Raw genomic sequence first — 24,232 nt, 5'->3', positions numbered from 1 at the left:
CGGGGGTCGTCGTGGAGTTCGGCTCCGGGGGGGATTGAGCCGAACTCACTCAGCGGTTACGGGGGGTGCAACCGCCGAGGGCCGTTGTTGTGCAGATGTGAAAAGTCGTCGCACTACCAGCATGCCGTAGCAGACCTGCTCACGTCGAGTGGCCTAACCTCCACTCCCTGCGAATTTCCACTCAAGTCGTGTGACGGTGGTCACTTGGAGCCGGCTTTCTGGCAGCGTGTGCGCAGGTGAGCGGGGTCCTCCGCCCCCAGGCACCCGCCGACCCTAGACCATCGGGCTAGACTTTCGCGCCGTGGGCCGAGGTGCCGCTTTCTTTGATCTGGACAAGACCGTCATCGCCAAGTCGAGCGCGCTGGCCTTCGGTCGGCCGTTCTACCGCGACGGGCTGATCACCCGGCGGGACGTCGTCAAGTCCGCGTACGCCCAACTGATGTTCCGGTTGGGCGGCACCGACGAGCAGACCATGGCCCGCACCCGGGACTACCTGGCCGCCCTGTGCAAGGGCTGGCAGGTGGAACAGGTCCGCCAGATCGTCGCGGAGACGTTGCACGAGCTGATCAACCCTTACGTGTACGCCGAGGCCGCCGCCCTGATCGAGGAGCACCAGGCCGCCGGCCGGGACGTCGTGCTGGTCTCCGCCTCCGGCGAGGAGATGGTCCGGCCGATCGGTGAGCTGCTCGGGGTGACCGACGTGATCGCCACCCGGATGGCGGTGCAGGACGGCCGGTACAGCGGCGAGGTCGAGTTCTACGCCGCCGGGCCGAGCAAGGTCGAGGCGGTCGGCGAGTTGGCCACCGCCCGGGGCTACGACCTGGCCGAGTCGTACGCCTACTCCGACTCGTACAGTGACCGCCCGCTGCTGGAGTGTGTCGGGCACCCCACGGTGGTGAACCCGGACCGGCAGCTCCGCAGGCTGGCCAGCGAGAACTCCTGGCCGGTGCTGGAGTTCCGGCACCCGATCCCGCTCGGCCGCCGGCTGCGGGAACGGCCGGCGGTCCCGGTTGCCGCCGCCGCGCTGGGCGTCGGGGTGGGTGTCGCTATCGGCATCGCCTGGTACGGCCGCCACCGTCGCACCCGGATCGCCCCGGTCGCCTGACCGCCACCCGGCCGGATTCACCCCGTTCGCCCCGCTCTTCCGCGCACCGCCCGGTCGCCTGACCGCGCATTCTCCCCATGTCGGTCCGGTCGCTGGCCGCGCGTCTTCCTCATGTCGGCCTGATCGTCGGCCGCCCTGTCCTCCTCGTGTCGGTCCGATCGCTGACCGCGCCCTCTCCGCACATCGATCCGGTCGGCTGACCGTGTCTTCCGCACCTCCCGGCCCCGTCCGGCCCGGCGTGCCGTTCCGGCTCGTCGCCGTGTCCGGAACCCGACAACCCCTCTTGAGCGGTTGCTCAAACTCCTCTACGCTCCCGTTGAGCGGTCGCTCAAAACCCCGAGAACGAGGAGGTACGCCGTGGTGGAGCCGGCACCACCGCCCCGCCGGACCAGCGCGAACTGGATCCTGGCCGGGCTGATCGGCCTCTTCGGGCTGGTGGTCTTCGCGGTCGCCGTGCGGGACGGTCGGGCCGACAGCGCGCTGCTCTTCGTCGCCCTGCCGGTCCTGCTGGCCGCGGCCCTGGCCCTGACCCCGGGCCGTACCCCGCACGGCCAGGTCTTCGTCACCACCACGATCGCCCTGCTGCTGGCGGCGGTGGCCCTGCAGGAGGGCGCGATCTGCGTCGTGTTGGCGGCACCCCTGGTCTACGCGGTGGCCCACGGCGCGCTGGCGCTGATCAACCTGGTTCGCCGCGCCTCCTCCCGCAGCTACTCGGTCCTCCTTGTGCCGCTGCTGCTCCTGCCCGGCCTGGAGGGCAGCGGGATCGGGCCACGGATCGCTCCGGACCAGTCGGTGGAGGTGGTCCGGCTGGTCGCGCTCCCCGCCGCCGTGGTGGCCGACCGCCTGGCGGCCGGTCCGCGGCCCACCCCGGTCCGGGCCCCGGCGCTACGGCTGCTGGGCGTGCCCCTGCCGGCACACGTCGACGGCGGTGGTCTCGGCCCGGGTGACCGCTGGACGTTCGGTTACCACGGCAGCGCCCACGGACCCGGCGGGCGACTCGTCGCCGAGGTCACGGCCGGCACGCCCGGACACCTGACCTTCCGGTTCGTCGAGGACACCGCCATCACCGGCCGCTGGTTCACCTGGCAGCGGGCCGACCTGCGCTGGCGGGCGGTCGACGCGGACCACACCGAGGTCCGCCTCCTCATCGGGTACCGACGCGGTCTCGACCCGTCCTGGTACTTCGGGCCTCTCCAGGACGCCCTGCTCCACCAGGGCGGCGGGCACCTGCTCGACATGATGGCGCTGCGGTGACCGCGATCCGGTACCTCTGCCTGGGTCTGCCCCTGCTGGCGGTGCTGGCGGCGGCCCGGTGGGACCGGGACCGGAACGCGCGGGCGGCTGCGCTGCTGTCGTTCGTGGCCGCCGCCGTCGGCGTCGCCGTCCTGCACGAGCTGGCCCGGTCCACCGGCTGGTACACGTTCGCGCCGGTGCACGGGGCGTACCGGGAATTGCCGGTGGACCTGTGGATCGGCTGGGCCGCCCTGTGGGGGCCGCTGCCGGTGCTGCTGCGCCGGGTGCTGCCCCTGCCGGTCGCCCTGGGCCTGCTGGGTTGGCTGGACGCGGTCACCATGCCGGCCCTGGCTCCGCTGCTCCGGCTCGGGCCGGACTGGCTGGCCGGTGAGGCGGTCGGGCTGCTCGGTGTGGCCCTGCCGGCCCAGTTGCTCGGCCGGTGGAGCGCCCGGCGACGACACCTGCGGGCCCGCGTCCTGCTCCAGACCGGGCTGTTCGGCGTTCTGCTGCTGTGGTTCCTCCCCACGGTGACCTTCACCCTCACCGACGGCTCCTGGGCGCGCCTGGGCGACCTGACGGTGTCCGGCGCGCTGCTCCTCGCGCAGCTGGCCCTGCTACCCGCCGTCCCGGCCCTCGCGGCGGTGCGCGAGTTCGCGGTCCGGGGCGGCGGAACGCCGTACCCGTGGGATCCGCCGCGCCGGCTGGTGACCACCGGCCCGTACGCCTTTCTCGCCAATCCGATGCAGACCGGCGCGGTGGCCCTGCTCCTGCTCACCGCACTGGTTACCGGCAGCCTTCCGCTCGTGGGGTGCGCGGCGCTCGCGGTGGCCTTCGGCGTCGCGGTGGCCGGCCCGCACGAGGCGTACGACCTGGAGAGCCGGTACGGGGCACGCTGGCGGGACCACCGCCTGCGGGTACGCCCCTGGTGGCCCCGGTGGCGGCCGTACCTCCCGGGTGAACCGGCGGTGCTCTGGCTCGACGACGGGTGCGGGCCGTGTTCGGGGCTCCGCCGGTTCCTCGACCGCCGGGGTCCGGTGAACCTCGTGATCGTGCCCGCCGCGCGGTACCCGTACGGGGTGCTGTGGCGGGCCGGGTACGCGGGCGGCGACGGCCACGCGGAACGGGGGGTGGCCGCCGTCGCCCGTGCGCTGGAGCACCTGCACTTCGGCTGGGCGTGGCTGGGGTGGCTGCTGCGGTTGCCGGGAGTCACCTGGCTGGCGCAGGTGGTGACCGATGCGATGATCGCACCGCCGCACCCGGCCCGTCCGGGATGATCGCACCGCCGCACCGGCACGACCGCGAGGAGAGCGATGTCCGACACCAAGCAGCGTCTCCTCGCCGGAGCGTTGACGGCCATCCGCCAGCACGGTATCGCCGGGGTGTCGGCGCGGACCATCGCCGCCGCCGCCGGCGTGAACCAGGCGCTGGTGTTCTACCACTTCGGCAGCGTGGACGACCTGCTCGCGGCGGCCTGCCGGGCCGGTACCGCCGAGCGGGTCGCCAGCTGGTCGGGCCGTTTGGCCGGGGTACGCAGCCTGCGGGAGCTGCTGGAGGTCGGGCGGGCGCTGCACGCCGAGGAGCGGACCTCGGGCAACGTCTCGGTGCTGGCCCAGATGCTGGCCGGAGCGCAGACCGAGGAGCGGCTCGTCGCACCGACCGCCGACGCGCTCCGGATCTGGGTGGACGAGATCGAGGCCGTGCTGCGCCGGCTGCTGACCGGCTCGCCCTTCGCCGAGGTCGCCGACGTGCCGGGGCTGGCACGGGCGGTGTCCGCGGCGTTCGTCGGGCTGGAACTCTACGACGGGGTGGACGCCGCCGGCGCCGAGCGGGCGATGGCCGCGCTCGACCAGCTCGGCGTGCTCATCGAGATCGTGGACGAGCTCGGCCCGGTCACCCGGCAGCTCCTCCAGCGCAAGATCACCAAGGCCACCCGCCGGCCATGACCGGCCAGCGGTGGCGGTGGCCGGGAGCCGCCGCCGGTACCGTGCCCGCCGGCCGGGAGCCGGCACCGTGACCCGGCAGCGGTGCCGGCCGGCCGCGAGCCGCCGACGGTACCGTGACCGGCGGCCGTCAGGCGGCGGCGAGGACGTCGTCGCCGACGACGGTGAGCTGGGCGGCGGCCACCTCGGTGGCGGTCATGCAGTGGCGCAGCCAGGAACGCAGCCCGTCCGGGGTTCCGGTGGCGAAAGCGCCGGCCGCGCCGACGTACTCGGGTTCCCGCTCCCGGTGCCCGACGTCCATCGCCAGCAGGCCCCGCGGGTCGAAGCCGGTCGACAGCAGCACCAGCCGGGCGGCGGCGCGGGCCACCACGCCGGACGGCCCGGCGAACGGCCGCAGTGCCAGCAGTTCCCCGTGCACCACCGCGGCGAGCAGCGGCGGCGGGACGCTGGTGCCACCGGCGACCAGCCCGGCCAGCCCGTCCAACCGGGCCCCGACCACCGGGTCGGCCACCGGACGTCCCAGTTCCGCCTCGGGTACGACGTCCCGGGCGGCGAGCACGTGCAGCTTCGCCAGCACCTGCCGGGGGGCCTTCGGCCAGAGCTCGGTGAGTCCCGGTAGCGCTCCGGCCACCCGCAGCGCGCCCTGGAGCACCGGATCGGTGACCGTACCGGCGCGGACCGACTCCCGCTCGTGGGCGTACCCCTCGAGGGCGGCGCTCGCCACCGCGGACCGCAGGCTCACCTCGGCGGCGACCTGGCCGCCGTGCCGCCGCAGCGCGCGGTGTCGCAGGGCCTGGTCGACCTGGTCCCGGGCCCGTTCGACGGCCGGGGCGACGTCGGCGAGGGTGAGCAGTGGGGCGAGCGGATCGGTGGTCACCCACCCACGCTAGCGACCGCCCGGGACCCACCGACGGGCAACCGGACCCGGGGCCGACGCCGGGGCCGGACGGGTCGGCCCGGCCCAGGACCGGTGTGGCCGCCGCCGGCCGACCCTGGCCGCTGGTGGTCGCCGCCGGCCGGTCCCGGACCGGTGGCCGCCGCCGGTTCCGGGACCGGTGGCCGCTGGTGGGGACGGCCGCACCGGCCCGGGCCGGTGCGGCTGCCGTCGGCCGGTCCTGGCCGCCGGTGGGCGCGCCGGGTGGGCCGCTGGGCGCGCCGGAGGTGACGGCGGTCGCGGGGGCAGGCCGGCGAAGTTAACCTTCCTGCAACGAGACGCAGGTCATCCGAGCGACGAGGAGTCACGCCCATGAGCGAGGCCTTGGCCAACTTGCTGAACGAGACGCGGCAGTTCCCGCCGCCGGCCGCGCTCGCCGCGAACGCCAACGTCACCGCCGGGGCGTACGAGGAGGCGGCAGCCGACCGGCTCGGCTTCTGGGCGACCCAGGCACACCGGCTGACCTGGGCCAAGGAGTGGGACCAGGTGCTCGACTGGTCGAACCCGCCGTTCGCGAAGTGGTTCGTCGGCGGGCAGCTCAACGTGGCGTACAACTGCCTGGACCGGCACGTGGAGGCGGGGCTCGGCGACCGGGTGGCGATCCACTGGGAGGGCGAGCCGGGCGACACCCGGACCATCACCTACGCCGAGTTGCACCGGCTGACCTGCCAGGCGGCGAACGCGCTGACCGACCTGGGCGTCGCGGCCGGTGACCGGGTGGCGATCTACCTGCCGATGGTCCCGGAGGCGGCGGTCGCGATGCTGGCCTGCGCCCGGATCGGGGCGGTGCACAGCGTGGTCTTCGGTGGCTTCTCCGCCGACTCGCTCACCAACCGGATCCAGGACGCCAGCGCCAAGGTGGTGATCACCGCCGACGGTGGGTTCCGGCGGGGCAAGCCGTCGGCGCTGAAGCCGACCGTGGACGAGGCGGTGGCGAACTGCCCGTCGGTGGAGCACGTGCTGGTGGTCCGGCGCACCGGCGAGGAGGTCGCCTGGTCGGCGAAGGACCACTGGTGGCACGAGACGGTGGAGACCGCGTCCACCGAGCATGCCGCGCAGCCGTTCGACGCCGAGCAGCCGCTGTTCATCCTCTACACCTCCGGCACCACCGCCCGGCCGAAGGGCATCCTGCACACCACCGGCGGGTACCTCACCCAGGCGGCGTACACGGCGTGGGCGGTGTTCGACCTGAAGCCGGAGACGGACGTCTACTGGTGCACCGCCGACATCGGCTGGGTGACCGGGCACTCCTACATCGTGTACGGGCCGCTCGCCAACGGAGCGACCCAGGTGATGTACGAGGGCACCCCGGACACCCCGCACAAGGGCCGGTTCTGGGAGATCGTGCAGCGGTACGGGGTGACCATCCTCTACACCGCGCCGACCCTGATCCGCACCATGATGAAGTGGGGCGAGGACATCCCGGCCCAGCACGACCTGTCGTCGCTGCGGCTGCTCGGCAGCGTCGGCGAGCCGATCAACCCCGAGGCGTGGATGTGGTACAGGCAGCACGTCGGCCGGGGTGAGCTGCCGATCGTCGACACCTGGTGGCAGACCGAGACCGGGGCGATGATGATCTCGCCGCTGCCGGGGGTCACCGAGACGAAGCCGGGCAGCGCGATGGCCCCGCTGCCCGGGATCAGCGCGGACGTGGTGGACGACCAGGGCCAGTCGGTGCCCAACGGCGGCGGTGGCTACCTGGTGCTGCGCGAGCCGTGGCCGTCGATGCTGCGCACCATCTGGGGTGACGACGACCGGTTCATCGAGACGTACTGGTCGCGGTTCGAGGGCATGTACTTCGCCGGGGACGGCGCGAAGCGCGACGACGACGGGCACATCTGGCTGCTCGGCCGGGTGGACGACGTGATGCTGGTGTCCGGGCACAACATCTCCACCACCGAGGTCGAGTCGGCGCTGGTGTCGCACCCGTCGGTGGCGGAGGCGGCGGTGGTCGGCGCGACCGACCCGACCACCGGGCAGGCGATCGTCGCGTTCGCCATCCCGCGCGGCACCGTGGACACCGCCGGGGAGGCGGGCGAGCAGCTCATCGCCGACCTGCGCAACCACGTGGCGCGGACGCTCGGCCCGATCGCCAAGCCCCGGCAGATCATGCTGGTGCCGGAGCTGCCGAAGACCCGGTCCGGCAAGATCATGCGCCGGTTGCTGCGGGACGTGGCGGAGAACCGTTCGCTGGGTGACGTCACCACGCTCCAGGACTCGTCGGTGATGGAGCTGATCTCGTCCGGTATGGGTGGCGGAAAGTCCGACGAGGACTGACGTACCGACGTGTCGCCCGGTGGGTGACGGTCCGACCGGACCGTCACCCACCGTTGTTTTTCCGGCATGCTCCACTGCGGCCCCGGGGCGGGATCCGCCTCGGCCCGGCCGTGATCCACTCTCGGACGGTCGGGGGAACCGGAGAAGGCTGATCGGCTGGAGAGCGTCCGGAGATCTGTACCCCGGTCGATTTCTGAACTACTTTCACGCCGTCGGATCCGTTGACGACCGTCGCTTTACCGCCCGGTCGTGATTCCGGCTTTCCTTCCATGCCCGAGAGATGGAGCGGCATGAAACACATTGTCCCGCTACGCGGGTCGCGTCGACGCCTGATCGTCGCACTCCCGGCCGTCGCGCTGGCCGCCTCGGCACTGATCGTGCCCGGCAACGCCGCGGCCGAACCGACCGGACCCGCCCCCGCCGTGATCGGCGCGGACGAGTACTACATCAACTACGCCGAGCCGGCGGTGCAACCCGACACCGAGGGTCGCGAGGTCAAGGGCAAGGGTGGCATCCACGCGCCGGCCGTCGACGCGGCCCGCGCGTACGACCGAAAGTACGCCCGGGGCAACCCGGTGACCGCCCGGGAACTGGCGAAGGCCGAGGCGAAGGCGATCCGGACCGGGGAGAACCCGCGGCGGTTCAAGAAGGCCCCGAGCACCCAGACGGCGAAGCTGCTCACCCTGCTGGTCGAGTTCAACGACCAGGCGAACGACGACTTCACCGGGACGATGGTGCCGAAGACGGTCTTCGGGGACCGGACCTGCGTCCCCGGCACCGTCCAGAACGGACCGTTGCACAACAACATCCCGAACCCGGCCTCGTACGCCAACGAGGACAACAACTCGTTCTGGGTGCCGGACTTCTCGCCCGCGCACTTCAACAAGATGCTCTACTCCACCCAGGGCATCACCCAGCGGGTCCGTACCGACCTGACCGGGCCGGACGGCCGGCCGGGCATCGACATCTCCGGCCGCACCATGCGCAACATGTACCTGGAGATGTCCAAGGGCGCGTACACGGTCGACGGGCAGGCCAGCCCGTGGATCAAGCTGCCGCACTCGGAGGGCTGGTACGCGGCGTCGCGCTGCTTCCAGGACGAGACCGGCGCGTGGGTGGCCGGCCGGCAGCAGTCGATGAACGGGCACCCGGACAACCCGCAGGGCGCGGGCCGGCTCGCCACCGACGCGGTGAACGCGCTGGCCGCGATGGACCCGAGCTTCCCCTGGGCCGACTACGACATCGAGGACCAGGGCGACCGGGACGGCGACGGCAACTTCCACGAGCCGGACGGCGTGATCGACCACCTGGTGCTGGTGCACGCCGGCCAGGGCAAGTCGCGCGGCGGCGGCGCGGAGGGCACGTACGCCATCTGGGCGCACTCCTCGGCGGTGGCCGGCGGCTACACCATCCCCGGCACCGACAAGCGGATCTCGAACTACATCGTGCAGCCGGAGGACGCCGGGGTCGGCGTCTTCGCCCACGAGTACGGCCACGACCTGGGCCTGCCGGACCTCTACGACACCTCCGGCAACGCCGACTCGGACGTGGACTTCTGGGACCTGATGGCGTCCGGCTCGCACTCCGGCGAGGTGTTCCAGGCGCTGCCCACGCACATGGGCCTGTGGGACAAGTGGGTGCTCGGCTGGGCCGACCCGCTGGAGATCCCGGTCGGCGCGAGTCCGCGCACCGTCCTGCTCGGGCAGACCTCGCGGACCCCGCGCGGCACCCAGGACGGCATCAAGGTGAACCTGCCGGACAAGGTGATCAACCTTGCCGATCCGCACAGCGGCGAGAACATGTGGTACAGCGGCGCCGACCAGGACTGGGCGGACGTCAAGCTGAGCCGCGAGGTGGCCGTCCCGGCCGCCGCCGACGCGAAGTTCTGGATGTGGAACAACTACGTCATCGAGGAGGACTGGGACTACGGCTTCGTCGAGGTCTCGACCAACGGCGGTACGTCCTGGACCGAGCTGAAGGTGTACGACGAGGCCGGCAACCTGGTCAGCACCAACGACGGGTACGCCGACCCGAACGGCCGGATGGTCGACTTCGGCAACAAGAAGTACGGCCTGACCGGTGACTCGCACGGCTGGCGGCACGACTACGTCGACCTGTCGGCGTACGCGGGCACCACGGTCCAGGTGCGGCTGCGGTACGCCACCGACGCGGCGTTCGCCGAGCGGGGCTGGTTCGCCGACGACTTCTCGGTCACCGGCGGCGGGGCCACCACCTGGAGCGACGACGTCGAGGGCGGCGAGGCCGGCTGGACGAAGACCGGCGGCACCTTCACCGACACCACCGGCGGCGGCTGGCACACCGACTCGGGCACCAAGGTCCAGGCGCACTACTACCTGGCCGAGTGGCGCAACTTCGACGGCTTCGACAAGGGCCTGAAGTACACCTACGACACGGTGTACTCGAACGACGCCTGGAAGGTCGACCGGGTCGCGTACAACGCGCCGGGCATGCTGGTCTGGTACCGGGACACCACTCTCGGCGACGTCAACCACACCACCGCGCAGCTCACCTCGCTGCCCAGCTACGGGGCCAAGGGCGGCCTGCTGATCGTGGACGCCAACTTCGACCCGCTGCGCCGTACCGGCGAGGCGGCCGTGAAGGACCCGTCGACGCTGGACAACCTGCCCAGCCGGCCGCAGTCGTCGAACGCGGCGTTCTCGCTGCACCCGACGTACCCGTTCACCGAGTGCCTGGAGGCGGCGGGTGAGCCGTTCAGCGAGTACTGCACCAGCTTCCCGGCGCAGCCGGCGGTGAAGGGCTTCACCGACGCCAGGGGCTGGGTCCCGGGCATCGAGGTGCGCAACGGTTCGCAGCTGTTCGCCCGGGACAGCGACGCCTCGGTGGTGCTGCCGTCGCGCGGCAACGCGGCATACACCACCCGGGCGGTCAACCCGGACGGCACCCCGGCGACCGGGGTGTACGGGACCGACCTCGGCTTCACCATCCTGGGCACCGGCAATCCCGGTGACCTGGGGGTGAACTACGGCGTGAAGCTCACCATCAAGCGGGCCGCGCCGAACAACCAGCACGCCTGGATCCAGGTCACCCCGGCCACTCCGTGACCTGAACCGGTGCCGTGCCGTCCCGGCGACGGGCGGTACCGGGCGGGGCCCGTCCGGAGCTGACCGCTCCGGGCGGGCCCCGTCGTGCTGCTGCGGGGGCGACCGCCGGTGCGGGCGGTACGCACGGCGGTGCGGGCGCCGAGATCGTCCAGCGGGGGCGGGGATCATGCTTGTGACACTGAAAAGCGTTCGCAACTAGTTTGTGCAACAAATCCATGTCAGCGTCTTCCCACCGGTCCCACCAGTGTCTATGTTCACCAGTAGTCCCACTCGTGGGATCTGATCACCGGCCCAGCACCCCGATCGGGCCGGTTCCCTTTACACCGGAGGTACCACGTGCGCAAAGTCGCAGTGGGTCTGCTCGGGTTGACGTTGACGGCGACGGGTCTGGCGGTCGGCACCTCCGCCACCGCCGCGCCCCCGGCCAACACGCCGGGCGCGGCCCCGTCGGTCGCCGAACCCGCCCACGCCGACCACGACCTGCCCAACCCGCTCGAGACCAAGCGGCGCGCCCTGCGCCAGGAAGGTCTGAGCAACGTCCTCTCCGGGCGCGCCAAGGCTGAGAAGATCAACGGCAGCACGGTCGTCAAGGTCGGCGAGACCCCGGCCGCCGCCGGCCCCACGGCCCGCTCGGCCAAGGGCGGCAAGCAGACCAAGGACCAGTACGTCGAGCTGGCCCGCGAGAAGACCGACCGGATCTTCGTGATCCTCGCCGAGTTCGGCAACGAGCGGCACCCGGACTACCCGGACCAGGACACCGACCCGAACACCGCCGGGCCGGCCCGGTTCGACGGGCCGCTGCGCAACGAGATCCCCGAGCCGAACCGGGCGGTGGACAACTCCACCGTGTGGGAGCAGGACTTCAACGCCGACTACTTCCGGAAGCTGTACTTCGGCACCGGCAAGGGCGACGAGTCGGTCAAGCAGTACTACGAGGCGCAGTCCTCGGGCCGGTACTCGGTGGACGGCACCGTCACCGACTGGGTGAAGGTGCGGTACAACGAGGCCCGGTACGGCCGTTCCAACGGCTACCCGTGCGCCGCGACCACCTGCAGCAACATCTGGGCGCTGGTCCGCGACGCCGCCAACCAGTGGGTCGCCGACCAGAAGGCCGCCGGCCGGACGGACGCGCAGATCGCCGCGGACATGAAGTCGTTCGACCAGTGGGACCGGTACGACCACGACGGCGACGGCAACTTCAACGAGCCGGACGGCTACATCGACCACTTCCAGATCGTGCACGCCGGTGGCGACCAGGCCGACGGTGACCCGTGGCAGGGTGAGGACGCCATCTGGAGCCACCGCTGGTACGCCTACAACTCCGACATCGGTCGGACCGGCCCGGCGAACTTCCCGGCCGGTGGCACCCAGATCGGCAGCACCGGGATCTGGATCGGTGACTACACCGTGCAGCCGGAGAACGGCGGTCGGAGCGTCTTCTACCACGAGTACGCCCACGACCTCGGCCTGCCGGACGACTACAACCTCAACAACGGCGGCGACAACAACAACGAGCACTGGACCCTGATGGCCCAGAGCCGGCTCGGCGCCAAGAACGACGGCGGCATCGGTGAGCGCGGCGGTGACCTCGGCGCGTGGAACAAGCTCCAGCTCGGCTGGCTCGACTACGAGGTGGTCGTGGCCGGTCAGCAGCGCACCCTGGAACTCGGCCCGCAGGAGTACAACTCCGCCAAGCCGCAGGCCGCCGTGGTGGTGCTCCCGCAGCGGGATTACGCCTTCGACAACGGCAAGCCGTTCGAGGGCACCAAGCAGTTCTTCTCCGGCAACGAGGACGACCTCAACACCACGATGACGAAGTCGGTGGACCTCACCGGCAAGTCGTCGGCGGCGCTGTCGCTGAAGGGCCGCTACAGCATCGAGGCCGGCTACGACTACCTCTTCTTCGAGGCGTCGGTCAACGGCGGGGCCTGGACCCCGCTGCCGGGCACGGTCGACGGCACCCCGATCCCCAACATCCCGGACACCACCGTGCCGGCGCTGGACGGCTCCAGCAACGGCGCGTGGCGCGACATCAACATCCCGCTGGACTTCGCCGCCGGCCAGAACGTGCAGGTCCGCCTGCGCTACCAGACCGACGGTGGGGTTTCCGAGGGTGGCTTCTACGGTGACGCGATCACCGTGACCGCCGACGGTGCCCCGATCTCGGTCGACGGCGGCGAGAGCGGCCCGGGTGCCTGGGCCCTCAACGGCTGGACGATCCAGGCGGAGACCTACACCCGGAAGTTCGACAACTACTACATCGCCGGCAACCGGACGTACGTGTCGTACGACAAGTACCTGAAGACCGGCCCGTACTTCTTCGGCTACGCGAACACCCGCCCGGACTACGTGGACCACTACGCGTACCAGGAGGGTCTGCTGATCTCGTACTGGAACCTGCGCTGGGCGGACAACGACACGTTCGACCACCCGGGCGAGGGCCGGAACATGATCATCGACTCGCGTCCGCGGCCCCTCTACAACCTGACCGGGCAGCCCTGGCGGGCCCGCGTCCAGGTCTACGACGCGCCGTTCAGCCTGAAGAAGGCCGACTCGTTCACGCTGCACCTCAACAGCCAGCCGCAGTACATCCGCGGCCAGGCGGCGCAGCCGCTGTTCGACGACACCAAGCAGTACTGGTTCCCGGAGCTGCCGAACCACGGGGTCAAGCTCCCCGCGACCGGCACCAAGATCCGGGTCCTGGAGCAGGACGGCACCTCCGTCAAGGTCCGCTTCTCCTGATCCGACCGCACCACGCGACGGCGCCCGGGGCACCCCCGGGCGCCGTTCGCCTGTCCGGGCACGGCCCGCCGACCTGACCCGACCCGGCCGGAACGCCCCGGTAACCCCGTACCAGCAGCCAGGATGCCGCCGGGTCCTAGGCTGTGGACATGACCGAGCAGCATGACGGGCCGATCGACGAGTCCTGCGTCCTGACCGAAGGGCCGTGGCACCACCGGTTCGTCGGCGCGAACGGCAGCCGGTTCCACGTGGTCGAGGCCGGTACCGGGCCGATGGTGCTCTTCCTGCACGGCTTCCCCGAGTTCTGGTGGGCCTGGCACGAGATGCTGCCCGCCGTCGCGGACGCCGGCTTCCGGGCCGTCGCGGTCGACCTGCGCGGTTACGGCGCCACCGACAAGCCACCCCGGGGGTACGACGGCTACACCCTCGCCGCCGACGTGGCCGGCCTGATCCGGGCGCTCGGCGAACGCTCCGCCACCGTGGTCGGCAGCGGGGCCGGCGGACTGCTCGCCTGGACCGCCGCCTCGTTCCATCCGGCGCTGGTCCGGCGGCTGGTGGTGCTGGGCGCGCCGCACCCGCTGCGGCTGCGGGCCGGCATCTTCGCCGACCCCCGCGGGCAGTTCAGCGCCGCCACCCCCACCCTGAAGTTCCAGCTCCCCCGGTACGAGCACGTGCTCACCCGCAACGAGGCGGCCCGGGTCGAGGAGGTGCTGCGCCGCTGGGGCGGACAGCAGTGGGTGGACAGTCCCGGCTTCGCCCCGTACGCGGCCCGCTGCCGGGAGGCGATGCGGATCCCGCAGGCCGCCTTCTGCGCCCTGGAGGCGTACCGGTGGGCGTTCCGGTCGGTGCTGCGGCTGCACGGCTACCGGTTCGTGAAGCTGATGCAGAAGCCGCTGGTCACCCCGACCCTGCAACTGCACGGCGCGGAGGATCTCGCCTCCCTGCCGCGTACCGCCCAGGGCTCCGGCCGCTACGTCCAGGCCCCGTACGAGTGGCGACTGCTGGAGTCCGTCGGCCACTTCCCGCACCTGGAGTCGCCGGACGTGGTGCTGGGCGAGGTGCTGCGCTGGGCGAAGTCCTGACCCGTACCGCGCCGCCCCGGGACGACGCGCGCACCCCGCCGGCCGCACACCGCCCGTCGGCCGCCCGGACGACCCCGGCGGCCGGGGCTCGTGGACGGGATCGGGGACGACGGGGGCGGGTCGTCAGACCCGGTGTTCGCGCAGGTCGGCGACCTCGCTGGCGGGCGCCCAACCCTGGTAGACGCCGAAGTCGAAGACCTCCAGCCCCATCGCCTGCGCCACCGGCCAGCGGCCGCCGGTGTACTCCACCCGCAGCCAGCCGTCGTGCTCGGCCAGCACGATGAACGGCTGCCCCTGCCAGGTGCAGGTGGTCCGGATGTACGCCAGGTCGTCCACCTCGTCCACCGGCAGCACCCGCACGTACCGGCCGGGCCGGACCTCCTCGAAGCCCTCCCCCGGTTCCGGCTGGTAGAGCCGGACCTCGCCGCCGTCCGGGCTGGCCTGGTACTCCCGCCCGCGCCAGCGGGCCACGTAGCCGTCGCGCATCACGCTTCCCCGACCTGTCGCCAGAGCACCGCGTCGGTGTCCAGGACCGCGACCACCCGCTCGCTGCCGTCCGCCCCGATCCGCCAGAGCTGCGTACCGTGCGGCAGCCGGGCGCTGTCCACCTTGAACTCGGCGACCACGTCACTGCTCTCGCCCGGCGCGAAGCCGTTGCCCCGGAACGGCGGGCGCTCGATCACCCAGCCCTCCATGGCCCGCATCGCGCCCTCGTTCTGGCCGCCGTACGGGATCCGGTAGAGGCTCGGCCGGTACGCCGGCCAGCGCAGCACGTAGACCTCGTCGGCGTCCGGGGAGAACGGGGAGTCCGGGTAGCCGAGGCCGAGGGCCGCGTACAGCCGCCCCGGCGTGTTGAGGTGCGCCACCTCACCGGCCCGGTGCACGAAGCCGGAGACCCGGTCGTAGCCCCGCTCCAGGTAGTAGGCGAGCTGGCTGGGCGCGATGGCCTTCTGCATCATCGGCGGTCGGGTCGGGTCCTCGGGCGTGGTGGCGTACCGGGCCGGGCTGACCGGCACGTCGGCGGCCGGCGGTTCGGGGCTCGGCTCCGGCTCAACGTCGTCGCCCAGCCCGACCTCGGCGGCCCAGTTGGCCAGCGCCACGATCTGCTCGCCGGGGAGCTTCGCCCCGACCGGGGTGCCCGGGTTCACCGCGAACGACCACTGCTCGTCCGGCCACCGTCGGATGAGCTGGACGAACCTGACCCGTACCGTCTCGACCGAGACGATCGCCCGGTCCGCCAGCCGCTCCGGCGAGGTGTACACCACCACGTACGTCTCACCGTCGAGCTGCTCGGTACGCCAGACGAACCCGCTCTCGCCGGGTTGGCTGCCCGGCGCGGACTCGGCGGCGACCGGCAGCAGCACCCGGGCCAGGAGCAGGGTGGACAGGAACGTGTCGGTGCTGCCGGTGCCCGCCGCCGCGAGCAGATCCTCCTCCACGTCGTTGGCGGGCCGGAAGTCGACGGTCGACGGGTCCGTGGTCCCGAGCGGCGCGGTCGCCTCGGCCGCTGAGGAATCGGCCACCGACGACTCGGCCACTGGCGACTCGACCACGGTCGGCTCGGCCACAGTCGGCCCGACCACCGGCGACCCGGCCAGGGACGGCTCGGACACGGTCGGTGCCGGCCCGGCCGGTTCCGGAGCTGGCCGGTCCGGCACGGTCACCGCGGTCGGCTCGTCCCCCCACGCCCCGGTCACCCCACCGGACGGAGAGGTCGGTGCCGGGTCGGCCGGGTACCCCGACCCGACGCCGGTCTCCGGGTGGTACGCCGGCGCCGGCGCGGCAAGATCCCGGGAGTCGACGACGGTCCCCTCGATGACGACCGGCGAGGGCGGACGACGCGGCTCGGGCGGGACCGGGATCGGCTCGGTCGGCGCCGCCTCACCCGCATACCCGGTCGCCGCCCCGCCTGCGTACCCGGTCGACGGGTCCGTCCCCGACGTCGGATCGGCGTACCCGGTCGGAACGGTGTCCGGATGCCCGGGTGGCACGGGACCGGCGTACCCGGATGGCACGGCCTCCGGATAGCCAGGTGGGGCGGGATCGACGTACCCGGGTGGGTCCGCTACCGGGGCGACGGCGGCCGTGGGGTAACCGCCCGACGTGGTGACCGGCGCGGGATCCGGGTGGCTCGCCGGCCCGGCGGGCGGCGGGATCGGCTGGGTCGGTTCCTGCCCGACCGCCTCGTCCAGACCCGGTGGGGTCCGCCGCGGCAACGCCTGGGTGGGCTCGGCGACGGCGGGCGGCGGCATCCGGCGCGGCAGGGCCTGGGTGGGCTCGGCGACCGCCGGCTCCGGGGGCGGCGGCTGACGGCGGGGCAGCGCCTGGGTGGGCTCGGCGGCCGACGCCGGCGCGCCGAACCGGCTTCCGGTCGCGGGGGGCGGTGGGGGCGGTACCGGCGGCTGCTCGGCGGGCGGCTGCTCGGTGAACTGGAACGCCCGGGTGGGCTCGTCGCCCGGTTGGACCGGTCGCCGTCGGGGGAAGGCACGGCCGGGCTCACCCAGGCGGGACGGCGGGACGGCCCGTTCCTGCGGACGCAGCGGGGACACCGGCGCGGGCCCGGCACTGCGCCCGGGAGGAGCCGGCTCGAAGAAGGAGTTCCGGGGGGCGCTCCCAGCGGGCTGGCCGTTCGCCGGTGGAGGCGGCCCCGGGTCGGGACGGGCCAGCCGACGCGGGTTGGTCAGCCAGCCGGAGACCGGTTCGCCGGGGCCCCCGGCCGGATCGGGACCGGGCTGGGCCTGGTCGGGCGGCGGAAACCGGAGCGCCTCGGTGGCCTCCGCCGACCGGTCCAGGGTGCTGCGGCGCGGCGGAGTCGCCATCGGCGGACGGTTCGTCCCGTACGGGGACGGCGTGGGCGACGACACCCGGGGCGGCGGTGGCGACGGCGGAACGGCGTCGGTGGGCGCGGTGGGCTCGCCGCCCCCGCCCCGGGTCCGGGCGATCTGCTCCGCCCGCTCCAGCCGGGCGCGGGCACCGAGGGTACGGCCGGGCAACCGGACGTCCCCCCGGGACAACTGCGACACGAACCAGGCCGGCAGGTAACCCTCGATCGGTAGTCCCGGGTTCACCGCCAGCCACCACTCGTGGTTGGGCCAGCCGGCCGCCAGGTCGTGATAGGCGCTGCGCCGGCTCGACCCACCGTTGTCCCCGAGGCAGGCCCGTAGCGCGGCCTCAGAGGTGAAGGCGAGCACGTGGGTACGACCGCCGGTGGTCCAGGTCCCCCACCCCATCGGGGCCTGCCCGGCCAGCGCCTCCGCCGAGACCGGCAGGTGCAGGTCCGTCCGGGCCAGGACCCGGAAGTAGAGTTCCTGGTCGTTCGCGCGGAGCGCGTCCCGCATCGCGGCCTCGGCCTCGGTGGCCGGCTCCCATTCGGTCACGGCCACCTCTCCTCCCGTGAACAGGCCATAGGCATCGCGTACAACCTACAAGGTAGTAACAAGATCACAATGTCTGGCCGCCGCGACCCGCGTCGATGACTTCGGGGCGCTAACATGCCGTCCCGGAGCCGACACGATACGGAGGCGACGAATGCCCGGACCGAGTTCGCGTCCGGTCGCCGCCGGGCTGGCCGCCCTGCTGCTGGCCGCTCTCCCGGTCAGCCCGGCCGCCGCCGCGCCGGACTGTGCCACGCCCCTCGCCCCGACCCGGCCGGTGGCCGAGGCACCCTGGCCACAGCTACGGTACGCCCCCGACCGGCTGGCCCCGCTCGCCACCGGGACCGGGACGGTCGTCGCCGTGATCGACTCGGGCGTGGACCGCCGGCACCCGCAACTGCGGGGGCGGGTCCTCGACGGGGCGGACTTCCTCGACCCGGGCGGCGACGGCCGGCGGGACTGCGCCGGCCACGGCACCGGGGTGGCGAGCATCATCGCCGCCGGCCCCGCGGCCGGAGTCGCCTTCCGCGGGTTGGCTCCGGACGCCCGCGTCCTGCCGGTACGGGTCAGCGAGCAGCAGGTGGTCGAGGGCCGGGAGTCGGGGCGTACGGTCAGCGCGGCGGTCTTCGCCCGGGCCATCCGGTGGGCGGTGGACAACGACGCCGACGTGCTCAACCTCTCCGTCGTGCTGTACGCCGACGAGCCCGTCGTGCGGGCCGCGATCAGGTACGCGGTGGAACGGGACGTGGTGGTGGTCGCCGCCGCCGGGAACCTGCACGACAACGGCGACCCGCGCCCCTACCCGGCCGCCTACGACGGGGTGCTCGGGGTGGGTGCCATCGCCGCGAGCGGCTCCCGGGCCGACTTCTCCCAGGTCGGCAGCTACGTCGACGTGGTCGCCCCGGGCAGTGAGGTGCTGATGGCCGCCCCTGGGCGGGGACACCGGCGGGCGGAGGGGACCAGCTACGCGACCCCGTTCGTGGCGGCCACCGCCGCGTTGCTGAGGCAGTACCGGCCGGAGCTGACCGCCGCCCAGGTGGCTCAGCGGATCGTCGCCAGCGCGGACCCGGCACCCGGGCGGGGGGCCGGCTACGGCGCGGGGGTGCTCAACCCGTACCGGGCGGTCACCGGGACCGGGACGAGCGGGGCCGGGCGGTCCGGTCGGGCCGAGGGGCTCCCGGCGGACCGGGCCGACCCGGCGCTGATCGCCCGGGAGCAGCGGCGCGCCGAGGCCCGGCGGCGGGCGCTCCTGGTCGCCGCCGTCACCGCCAGCGGGGTCGCGGTCGCGCTGGTATTGGCGGTGGTGCTGCCGCGCGGTGCCCGCCGTCGCTGGCATCCCCCGGCACCGGACTGACCGCATCCCACCCCCGGACCGACAGCGTCCCCACCACGCCGGGACCGGCTCCGGATCCATGGCGTCCCGGCCACGCCGGGACGTGACGGCCCGCCGCGCGACCGGGCGTCCGGAGGGCCGGCGGGAACGCCCTGGCAGCGACTCCCGCCGGCCGCCGGCCTCACTGGAAGAGGTTGACGTTCCTCTTCTCGGTGTTCAGGTAGTCGGCGGCGGAGTCGTCCACCGCGACCTTGATGTCCCGCAGCATCGTCTGGAGGTCCTGCGAGGCCGAACGCCAGCGGGTCTGCCGCTGGGCGTACGCCTCCTTGGCGTCGCCGGACCAGGTCGCCACCAGCGGCGCCGCGTCCCGCTCCAACTGACCGAGCTGCGAGTCCAGCGTGTTCAGCGCCCGCTGGATGTCCGCGCTGGCCTGCTGGAGCGCGGCGAAGTTGACGACCAGCACACCGTCGTTCATCGGATCTTCCCCTTCTCGCGGATCGGTGGTCTACAGCGGCAGTTGGATGCCGCGGTTGGTGTTGGCCACCCGGCTGGCCGCCTCAGAGTCCGACGTGTCGTACTGCGTGCCGGCGGTACGGATCGCCTGCGAGGTCTCCCGCAGCGCCCGGTGCAGCGTCGCCTGGTCCTGCGACCACTGCTGCTTGACCTGCTCGAACGACCGGCCACCGGCCCCTCGCCAGGCCTGCTGCAACACCTCCAGCTCGGCCATCAGCCGGCTCAACATCGTCTGCAGCGACTGGTCGACCTGCTCGAACTTCGTGGCGGTCTGCTGCATCACCGCGGCTTCTGCCTGGGTCTGGGACACCCCGGATGTCACCTCGTCTCATCGGTCGTGGCTGCCCGCCGACACCCCCGGGTGGACGCGTCGGTCGCCCCGCGTCCCGTCAGCGGACCGCGGTCGGAGCGGGTCAGCGGAGTTCGTCGCTGACGGTAGCGGGCGGCCCATGGTTGTGCTACCCCGCCCAGGTCGCCTGTGGACAACCGGCCCCGTCCCGGGCGGACCGAGCCCCTAGCATGGGCCGCTGTACCGGACCGTTGGTTCGTGGATCGGACGGGGAGGCGCACGGTGACGATGACGCAGACCGGGCATCCGGGCTCCTCGGCGCAGGTCGGCGCACCGGCCCCGGCCACGGCCGGGCGGCCCGGTCCGCCGGTTCCACCGCCGTCCACCGTGGACGGCCGGGCCGGACAGCGGACCCCGCCGCCCGCCCGGTGGAGTGCGCGACGAGCCCGGACGGTGTTCGGGATACGGGCCGGGCAGGTCGTCGCCGCGCAGGTGGCGGTCGCCGTGGTCGCCGCCGCCGTCGGCCGGGGCATGCTGGCCGTCGGCGCGGCGGTGCTGGTCGCGGCGGTGCTGCTGCCGGTCGCCTGGCTGCGCATCCGGGGACGGTGGCTGTTCGAGTGGCTGGCGATCGCCGTCGGTCACCTGACCCGCCGGCGGGTCCTGCCGCCGGCCGCCGCCCCGGGGGCGCTGCTCGCCCTGGTCGCGCCGGACGCCTCGCTGCGCGCCGCCGAGCTGGCCGGTGACCCGGCCGCCGTGGTCGGTGACCCGGACGGGCTGACCGCCCTGCTGGAACTGGCCGACCCGGGCGGGCTGCTCGGGGACGACCCCCGGCTGCTGCCCTCCCCGGCCGCGCTGCTCCCCCCGGTCGGCCCGGAGAGCCCTCCGCTGCGGGTCCAGCTGCTGTTCGCCGGGTCGCCCGCGCCCACGCCGGGTGCGGGTGGCAGCAAGGTGGCGACGTCGTACCGGCAGCTCACCGAGGGGCGGCTGCCCGGTCGGGAGCGGGCGGTGCTGGCCGTCCGGGTGCTCCGGGTCGACGGCTGGTCCGACGAGGAGCTGCGTCGGGCCCTCTCCGGCGCGGTCCGGAAGGTGGCCCGCCGGCTCGGGCCGGCTGCGACCCGTCCGCTGGGCGGGGCCGCCGCGCTGCGGGTACTCGGGGAACTGGCCCACCACGACGGCGACCAGCCGGCCCGGGAGAGCTGGCAGGTGGTCCGCCTGGGTGGCCTGGTGCAGAGCACGTTCCGGCTGCGCCGCTGGCCCGACCTGGCTGCCGAGGGCGGCCGGCAGCTCGTACCGCGGCTGCTCGGCCTGCCCACCGCGGCGGTCACCGTCGCGGTGTGCGCCGGCCCGCGCGGCACCGACCCGGCCGTGCTGCCGGTCGAGCTGTCGGTGCGGCTGGCCGCCGACAGTCCGGGCGAGTTGTCCGTGGCCGAGCAGGCGTTACGTCGGCTGGTCGGTGGGCTGGGCGGCGAGGTGCGCCGGCTCGACGGCTACCAGCTTCCCGGGTTCGCCGCCACCCTGCCGCTCGCCCGCGCCGGGCTGGGCCCGGCCCTGCCGGTCGGCCGGATCGACACGTTGGAACTGCCTCTCGGCACCGCCGGCCTGATGATCGGCATGAACCGGCGCGGTGGTGCGGTCACCCTCCGGATCTTCCGGCCGGAGGCCACCCGGATCTTCCTGGTCGGCGGGGTACGTGCCGCCCAGGTGGTCGCCCTGCGGGCGATGGCGCTGGGGGCCCGGGTGGTGGTGCAGACCGCCCGGCCCCGGGCCTGGGAGCCGTTCGTCCGGGGGGTGGGGGTGCCGGGCGGTTCGATCGCGACGCTGCCGCCCGGTCGGCCACCGGGTGGCCCGGCCGGGTCGCCGCTGCGTCCGCTGCTGCTGGTGGTGGACGCCGGGCCGGTCGTCGCGGATCCCGCTCCCGGGCCGGGCTGGCAGGCCACCCTGGTCGTCCGGGACGAGTTGACCCCGGCCGACGGGGACGCCCTCGGCCGGTCCGACCTGGCCGTGCTCCAGCCGCTGGACCGGGCGGAGGCCGCCCTGGCGGGTGGTGCGCTCGGACTGGGCGGCTCGGCCGAGTGGCTGACCCGGATCCGGGAGGACATGGTCGCGGTGGTGAACCGGCGGGCGCTGCGGTGGGCGCTGTTGTCGCCGACCCCGATCGAGAGCCAGTTGATCGGGCCACCGACCCGCCGCTGACCCCGACGTCGGCCGCCGCTCCTGCACGGGACGGCCGGCCCGCCGGCCCGCTGACCCCCGCTGCCGGCGGCCACCGCCCCCGGCATCGACCGGCGTCGACGATGCCGAGGGTGACGGGTTCCACCGGTCGCCTGGTCATGGCACCATCGCCGCCATGAAATCCCTTCTGATCCGGTTGGGCAGCACGGTGCTGGCGCTCTGGCTGGCCACCCTCCTCATCCCCGGGATCGCCGTCGACTCCGACTCGACCGTCGAGACCGTCGTCACCCTGATCCTCGTCTCGGTGATCTTCGGCGTGGTCAACGCCGTGCTCCAGCCGATCATCAAGACCGTGGGCTGCGGGTTCTACCTGCTGACCCTGGGGTTGATCGCGCTGGTGGTCAACGGGTTGCTCTTCCTGCTCACCGGCTGGATCGCCGGCCAGGCCGGGCTGCCGTTCGAGGTGGACGGTTTCTGGCCCACCGCAGTGCTCGGCGCGCTCTTCGTCGGCGTGGTGACCTGGATCCTCGGCGTCGTCCTCGACCGCGACTGACCCACCACTCCCCGACGGAGACCACCCGGCCGGCACCACCCCCGACGGAAAGCGCTCGACCGGGACCGGTCGGCCGCCGGCCGGGTGACCGGCCCCGCACCGGTCGGCCACCATCCGGGAAACCGGTCACCGTCGGTCGGCCCGCCAGGGCTAGCCTCACGAACGTGCTGACCATCACCCGCGCCGACGGCTACCAGCTCTCCACCGACCCGACCCGCCTCGACCTGGACCTGGTACACCGCTGGCTCTCCACCGACGCGTACTGGGCGATGGGGCGGGACCGGGAGCTGGTGGTCCGGGCGTTCGCCGGCTCCATCGGGTACGGGGTGTACCGGCCGGGCGACGGCGGCCAGGTGGGGGTGGCCCGGGTGGTCACCGACCGGGCCACCTTCGGGTGGCTCTGCGACGTGTACGTCGACCCGGCCGAGCGGGGCCGCGGGCTGGGCACCTGGCTGGCCGACGCGGTCCGCGACCACCTGGCCGACCTCGGGGTACGCCGGATCCTGCTGGCCACCAACGACGCGCACGACGTGTACGCGAAGGCCGGCTTCACCCCGCTGCCGGAGCCCGCCCGGTGGATGCAGCTCGACCGGCGCGACGGCTCGTGACCGCAGCCCGTTCCGGTTACCTGTACGCCCTCGGGGCGTACCTGGTGTGGGGGTTCTATCCGCTGTTCCTGCGGCTGCTCCGGCCGTCCGGGCCGGTGGAGGTGCTCGCCCACCGGATCGTCTGGTCGGTGGTGCTGGTCGCGTTGCTGCTGGCCGTCCTGCGCCGGTTCGCCGCCCTACGGGCCCTGCTGCGCCGCCCCCGGACGCTGGCCGGCATCGGCCTCGCGGCGCTGCTGATCGCGGTCAACTGGGGTGTCTACATCTACGGGGTGGACAGCGAGCAGGTGGTGGAGACCGCGCTCGGGTACTTCGTCAACCCGCTGGTGTCGGTGCTGCTCGGGGTGGCCGTACTGCGGGAGCGGATGCGGCCGGCGCAGTGGGTGGCGGTGGGGGTCGGGACGCTGGCGGTGGCCGTACTGACCGCCGACTACGGTCGCCCGCCGTGGCTGGCGCTGGTCCTGGCCGTCAGCTTCGGCGGGTACGGCCTGGTCAAGAAGCGGCTCGGGCTGCCCGCCGCCGAGGCGCTGTTCGTCGAGTCGGCGGTGCTGGTCCTGCCCGCCGTCGGGTATCTGGCCTGGCTCGGTCTGGCCGGTGGGCTCACCTTCGGCCGGGTGTCGGTCGGGCACACCGTGCTGCTGGTGCTGACCGGCGCGGCCACCGCCGGGCCGCTGCTCTGGTTCGCCGGGGCGGCCAACCGGCTGCCGCTGACCACGCTGGGCATGATGCAGTACCTCACCCCGAGCCTCCAGCTCGGCTGCGCGGTGCTGATCTTCCACGAGCCGATGCCGCCGACCAGGCTGGCCGGCTTCGTGCTGGTCTGGGCGGCGCTGGCGGTGTTCACCGTGGACGCCCTCCGACAGGCCCGTCAGCGACCCCGCGTCACCGGTCCGACCCCCGACCAGGCTGCGGCGGTCGCGGGCCGCTGACACGCCCCTCAACCGCCCGCACGCCCGGCCGGCACGTCAGGTCCGCACGCCCGGCACGCCCGCTGCGC

The 24,232-nt window shown here is 73.4% G+C and carries 17 protein-coding genes and 1 pseudogene; 13 read left to right on the top strand and 5 right to left on the bottom strand.

What is annotated here, in order from left to right; genetic code table 11:
• The first annotated feature begins 301 nt into the window (after positions 1-301).
• The 4 genes and pseudogenes from PVK37_RS08175 to PVK37_RS08160 all read left to right on the top strand — a co-directional run bounded on the left by PVK37_RS08175 (position 302) and on the right by PVK37_RS08160 (position 4,281).
• Entirely contained in the window at positions 302-1,105 is an 804-nt protein-coding gene (locus PVK37_RS08175) for an HAD family hydrolase (protein ID WP_275033170.1), read from the top strand.
• Positions 1,106-1,462: 357 nt separating this feature from the next.
• Positions 1,463-2,359, top strand: coding sequence for a hypothetical protein (locus PVK37_RS08170; RefSeq protein ID WP_423791017.1), 897 nt, complete (start codon positions 1,463-1,465; stop codon positions 2,357-2,359).
• Positions 2,356-3,754: pseudogene (locus PVK37_RS08165) on the top strand (methyltransferase). The gene PVK37_RS08170 and the pseudogene PVK37_RS08165 overlap by 4 nt, the downstream one beginning before the upstream one ends.
• Positions 3,694-4,281 (top strand): TetR/AcrR family transcriptional regulator, encoded by a 588-nt coding sequence (locus tag PVK37_RS08160; RefSeq protein ID WP_423791062.1) that lies wholly within the window; start codon positions 3,694-3,696, stop codon positions 4,279-4,281. The pseudogene PVK37_RS08165 and the gene PVK37_RS08160 overlap by 61 nt, the downstream one beginning before the upstream one ends.
• 127 nt (positions 4,282-4,408) lie before the next feature.
• On the opposite strand, the gene PVK37_RS08155 is transcribed toward PVK37_RS08160, so the two are convergent.
• Positions 4,409-5,155, bottom strand: a complete 747-nt coding sequence (locus PVK37_RS08155) for a Fic family protein (protein WP_275033167.1) — start codon at positions 5,153-5,155, stop codon at positions 4,409-4,411.
• Between the two features lie 369 nt (positions 5,156-5,524).
• Between PVK37_RS08155 and acs the strand changes: the two genes are divergently transcribed.
• From acs to PVK37_RS08135, 4 genes are all read left to right on the top strand, one after another.
• Entirely contained in the window at positions 5,525-7,489 is a 1,965-nt protein-coding gene (acs, locus tag PVK37_RS08150) for an acetate--CoA ligase (protein WP_275033166.1), read from the top strand.
• A 290-nt stretch (positions 7,490-7,779) separates the two neighbouring features.
• Positions 7,780-10,572 carry an immune inhibitor A domain-containing protein gene (locus PVK37_RS08145; RefSeq protein WP_275033165.1) on the top strand — a complete coding sequence of 931 codons (2,793 nt, stop codon included), beginning with the start codon at positions 7,780-7,782 and terminating at the stop codon, positions 10,570-10,572.
• 351 nt (positions 10,573-10,923) lie between these two features.
• Positions 10,924-13,314, top strand: a complete 2,391-nt coding sequence (locus tag PVK37_RS08140; RefSeq protein ID WP_275035023.1) for an immune inhibitor A domain-containing protein — start codon at positions 10,924-10,926, stop codon at positions 13,312-13,314.
• Between the two features lie 149 nt (positions 13,315-13,463).
• The gene (locus PVK37_RS08135) at positions 13,464-14,396 is read left to right on the top strand and encodes an alpha/beta fold hydrolase (RefSeq protein ID WP_275033164.1); all 933 of its coding nucleotides are present in this window, start codon (positions 13,464-13,466) and stop codon (positions 14,394-14,396) included.
• 123 nt (positions 14,397-14,519) lie between these two features.
• Here the strand turns inward: PVK37_RS08135 and PVK37_RS08130 are convergent, their stop codons facing one another.
• A complete protein-coding gene (locus PVK37_RS08130) occupies positions 14,520-14,885 on the bottom strand; it encodes a hypothetical protein (protein ID WP_275033163.1) in 366 nt (121 codons plus the stop codon).
• Complete coding sequence (locus PVK37_RS08125) at positions 14,882-17,773, bottom strand: SseB family protein (RefSeq protein WP_275033162.1); 2,892 nt, start codon at positions 17,771-17,773, stop codon at positions 14,882-14,884. The genes PVK37_RS08130 and PVK37_RS08125 overlap by 4 nt, the downstream gene beginning before the upstream one ends.
• Before the next feature lie 151 nt (positions 17,774-17,924).
• On the opposite strand from PVK37_RS08125, the gene mycP reads away from it, so the two are divergent.
• The gene (gene mycP / locus PVK37_RS08120) at positions 17,925-19,124 is read left to right on the top strand and encodes a type VII secretion-associated serine protease mycosin (protein WP_275033161.1); all 1,200 of its coding nucleotides are present in this window, start codon (positions 17,925-17,927) and stop codon (positions 19,122-19,124) included.
• 160 nt (positions 19,125-19,284) lie between these two features.
• Here the strand turns inward: mycP and PVK37_RS08115 are convergent, their stop codons facing one another.
• On the bottom strand, positions 19,285-19,578 hold the full coding sequence (locus tag PVK37_RS08115) for a WXG100 family type VII secretion target (protein ID WP_275033160.1): 294 nt from the start codon (positions 19,576-19,578) through the stop codon (positions 19,285-19,287).
• 30 nt (positions 19,579-19,608) lie between these two features.
• Positions 19,609-19,926, bottom strand: coding sequence for a WXG100 family type VII secretion target (locus PVK37_RS08110; RefSeq protein WP_275033159.1), 318 nt, complete (start codon positions 19,924-19,926; stop codon positions 19,609-19,611).
• Between the two features lie 267 nt (positions 19,927-20,193).
• Here PVK37_RS08110 and eccE point away from each other — a divergent pair, with 267 nt between their 5' ends.
• From eccE to rarD, 4 genes are all read left to right on the top strand, one after another.
• Complete coding sequence (gene eccE, locus PVK37_RS08105) at positions 20,194-22,098, top strand: type VII secretion protein EccE (protein WP_423791061.1); 1,905 nt, start codon at positions 20,194-20,196, stop codon at positions 22,096-22,098.
• 154 nt (positions 22,099-22,252) lie between these two features.
• Complete coding sequence (locus tag PVK37_RS08100; protein WP_423791016.1) at positions 22,253-22,630, top strand: phage holin family protein; 378 nt, start codon at positions 22,253-22,255, stop codon at positions 22,628-22,630.
• A gap of 164 nt (positions 22,631-22,794) precedes the next feature.
• Positions 22,795-23,238 (top strand): GNAT family N-acetyltransferase, encoded by a 444-nt coding sequence (locus PVK37_RS08095; RefSeq protein ID WP_275033157.1) that lies wholly within the window; start codon positions 22,795-22,797, stop codon positions 23,236-23,238.
• Entirely contained in the window at positions 23,235-24,164 is a 930-nt protein-coding gene (gene rarD / locus PVK37_RS08090; protein ID WP_275033156.1) for an EamA family transporter RarD, read from the top strand. Before PVK37_RS08095 ends, rarD begins: the two co-directional genes overlap by 4 nt.
• Positions 24,165-24,232 lie beyond the last annotated feature (68 nt).

Origin of the sequence: Micromonospora cathayae (assembly GCF_028993575.1) — a bacterium.
In the GTDB taxonomy this organism is placed as follows: Bacteria; Actinomycetota; Actinomycetes; order Mycobacteriales; family Micromonosporaceae; genus Micromonospora; species Micromonospora cathayae.
Note: the sequence above shows the minus strand (reverse complement) of the source record. Positions and strands in the feature narration are given on the sequence as shown.

What these genes read in the sequence shown, in the direction of transcription:
- acs (WP_275033166.1), top strand. Translation starts at nt 5,525, where the DNA reads ATGAGCGAGGCCTTGGCCAACTTGCTGAACGAGACGCGGCAGTTCCCG.
- PVK37_RS08145 (WP_275033165.1), top strand. Translation starts at nt 7,780, where the DNA reads ATGAAACACATTGTCCCGCTACGCGGGTCGCGTCGACGCCTGATCGTC.
- PVK37_RS08135 (WP_275033164.1), top strand. Translation starts at nt 13,464, where the DNA reads ATGACCGAGCAGCATGACGGGCCGATCGACGAGTCCTGCGTCCTGACC.
- mycP (WP_275033161.1), top strand. Translation starts at nt 17,925, where the DNA reads ATGCCCGGACCGAGTTCGCGTCCGGTCGCCGCCGGGCTGGCCGCCCTG.
- PVK37_RS08115 (WP_275033160.1), bottom strand. Translation starts at nt 19,578, where the DNA reads ATGAACGACGGTGTGCTGGTCGTCAACTTCGCCGCGCTCCAGCAGGCC.
- eccE (WP_423791061.1), top strand. Translation starts at nt 20,194, where the DNA reads ATGACGCAGACCGGGCATCCGGGCTCCTCGGCGCAGGTCGGCGCACCG.
- PVK37_RS08100 (WP_423791016.1), top strand. Translation starts at nt 22,253, where the DNA reads ATGAAATCCCTTCTGATCCGGTTGGGCAGCACGGTGCTGGCGCTCTGG.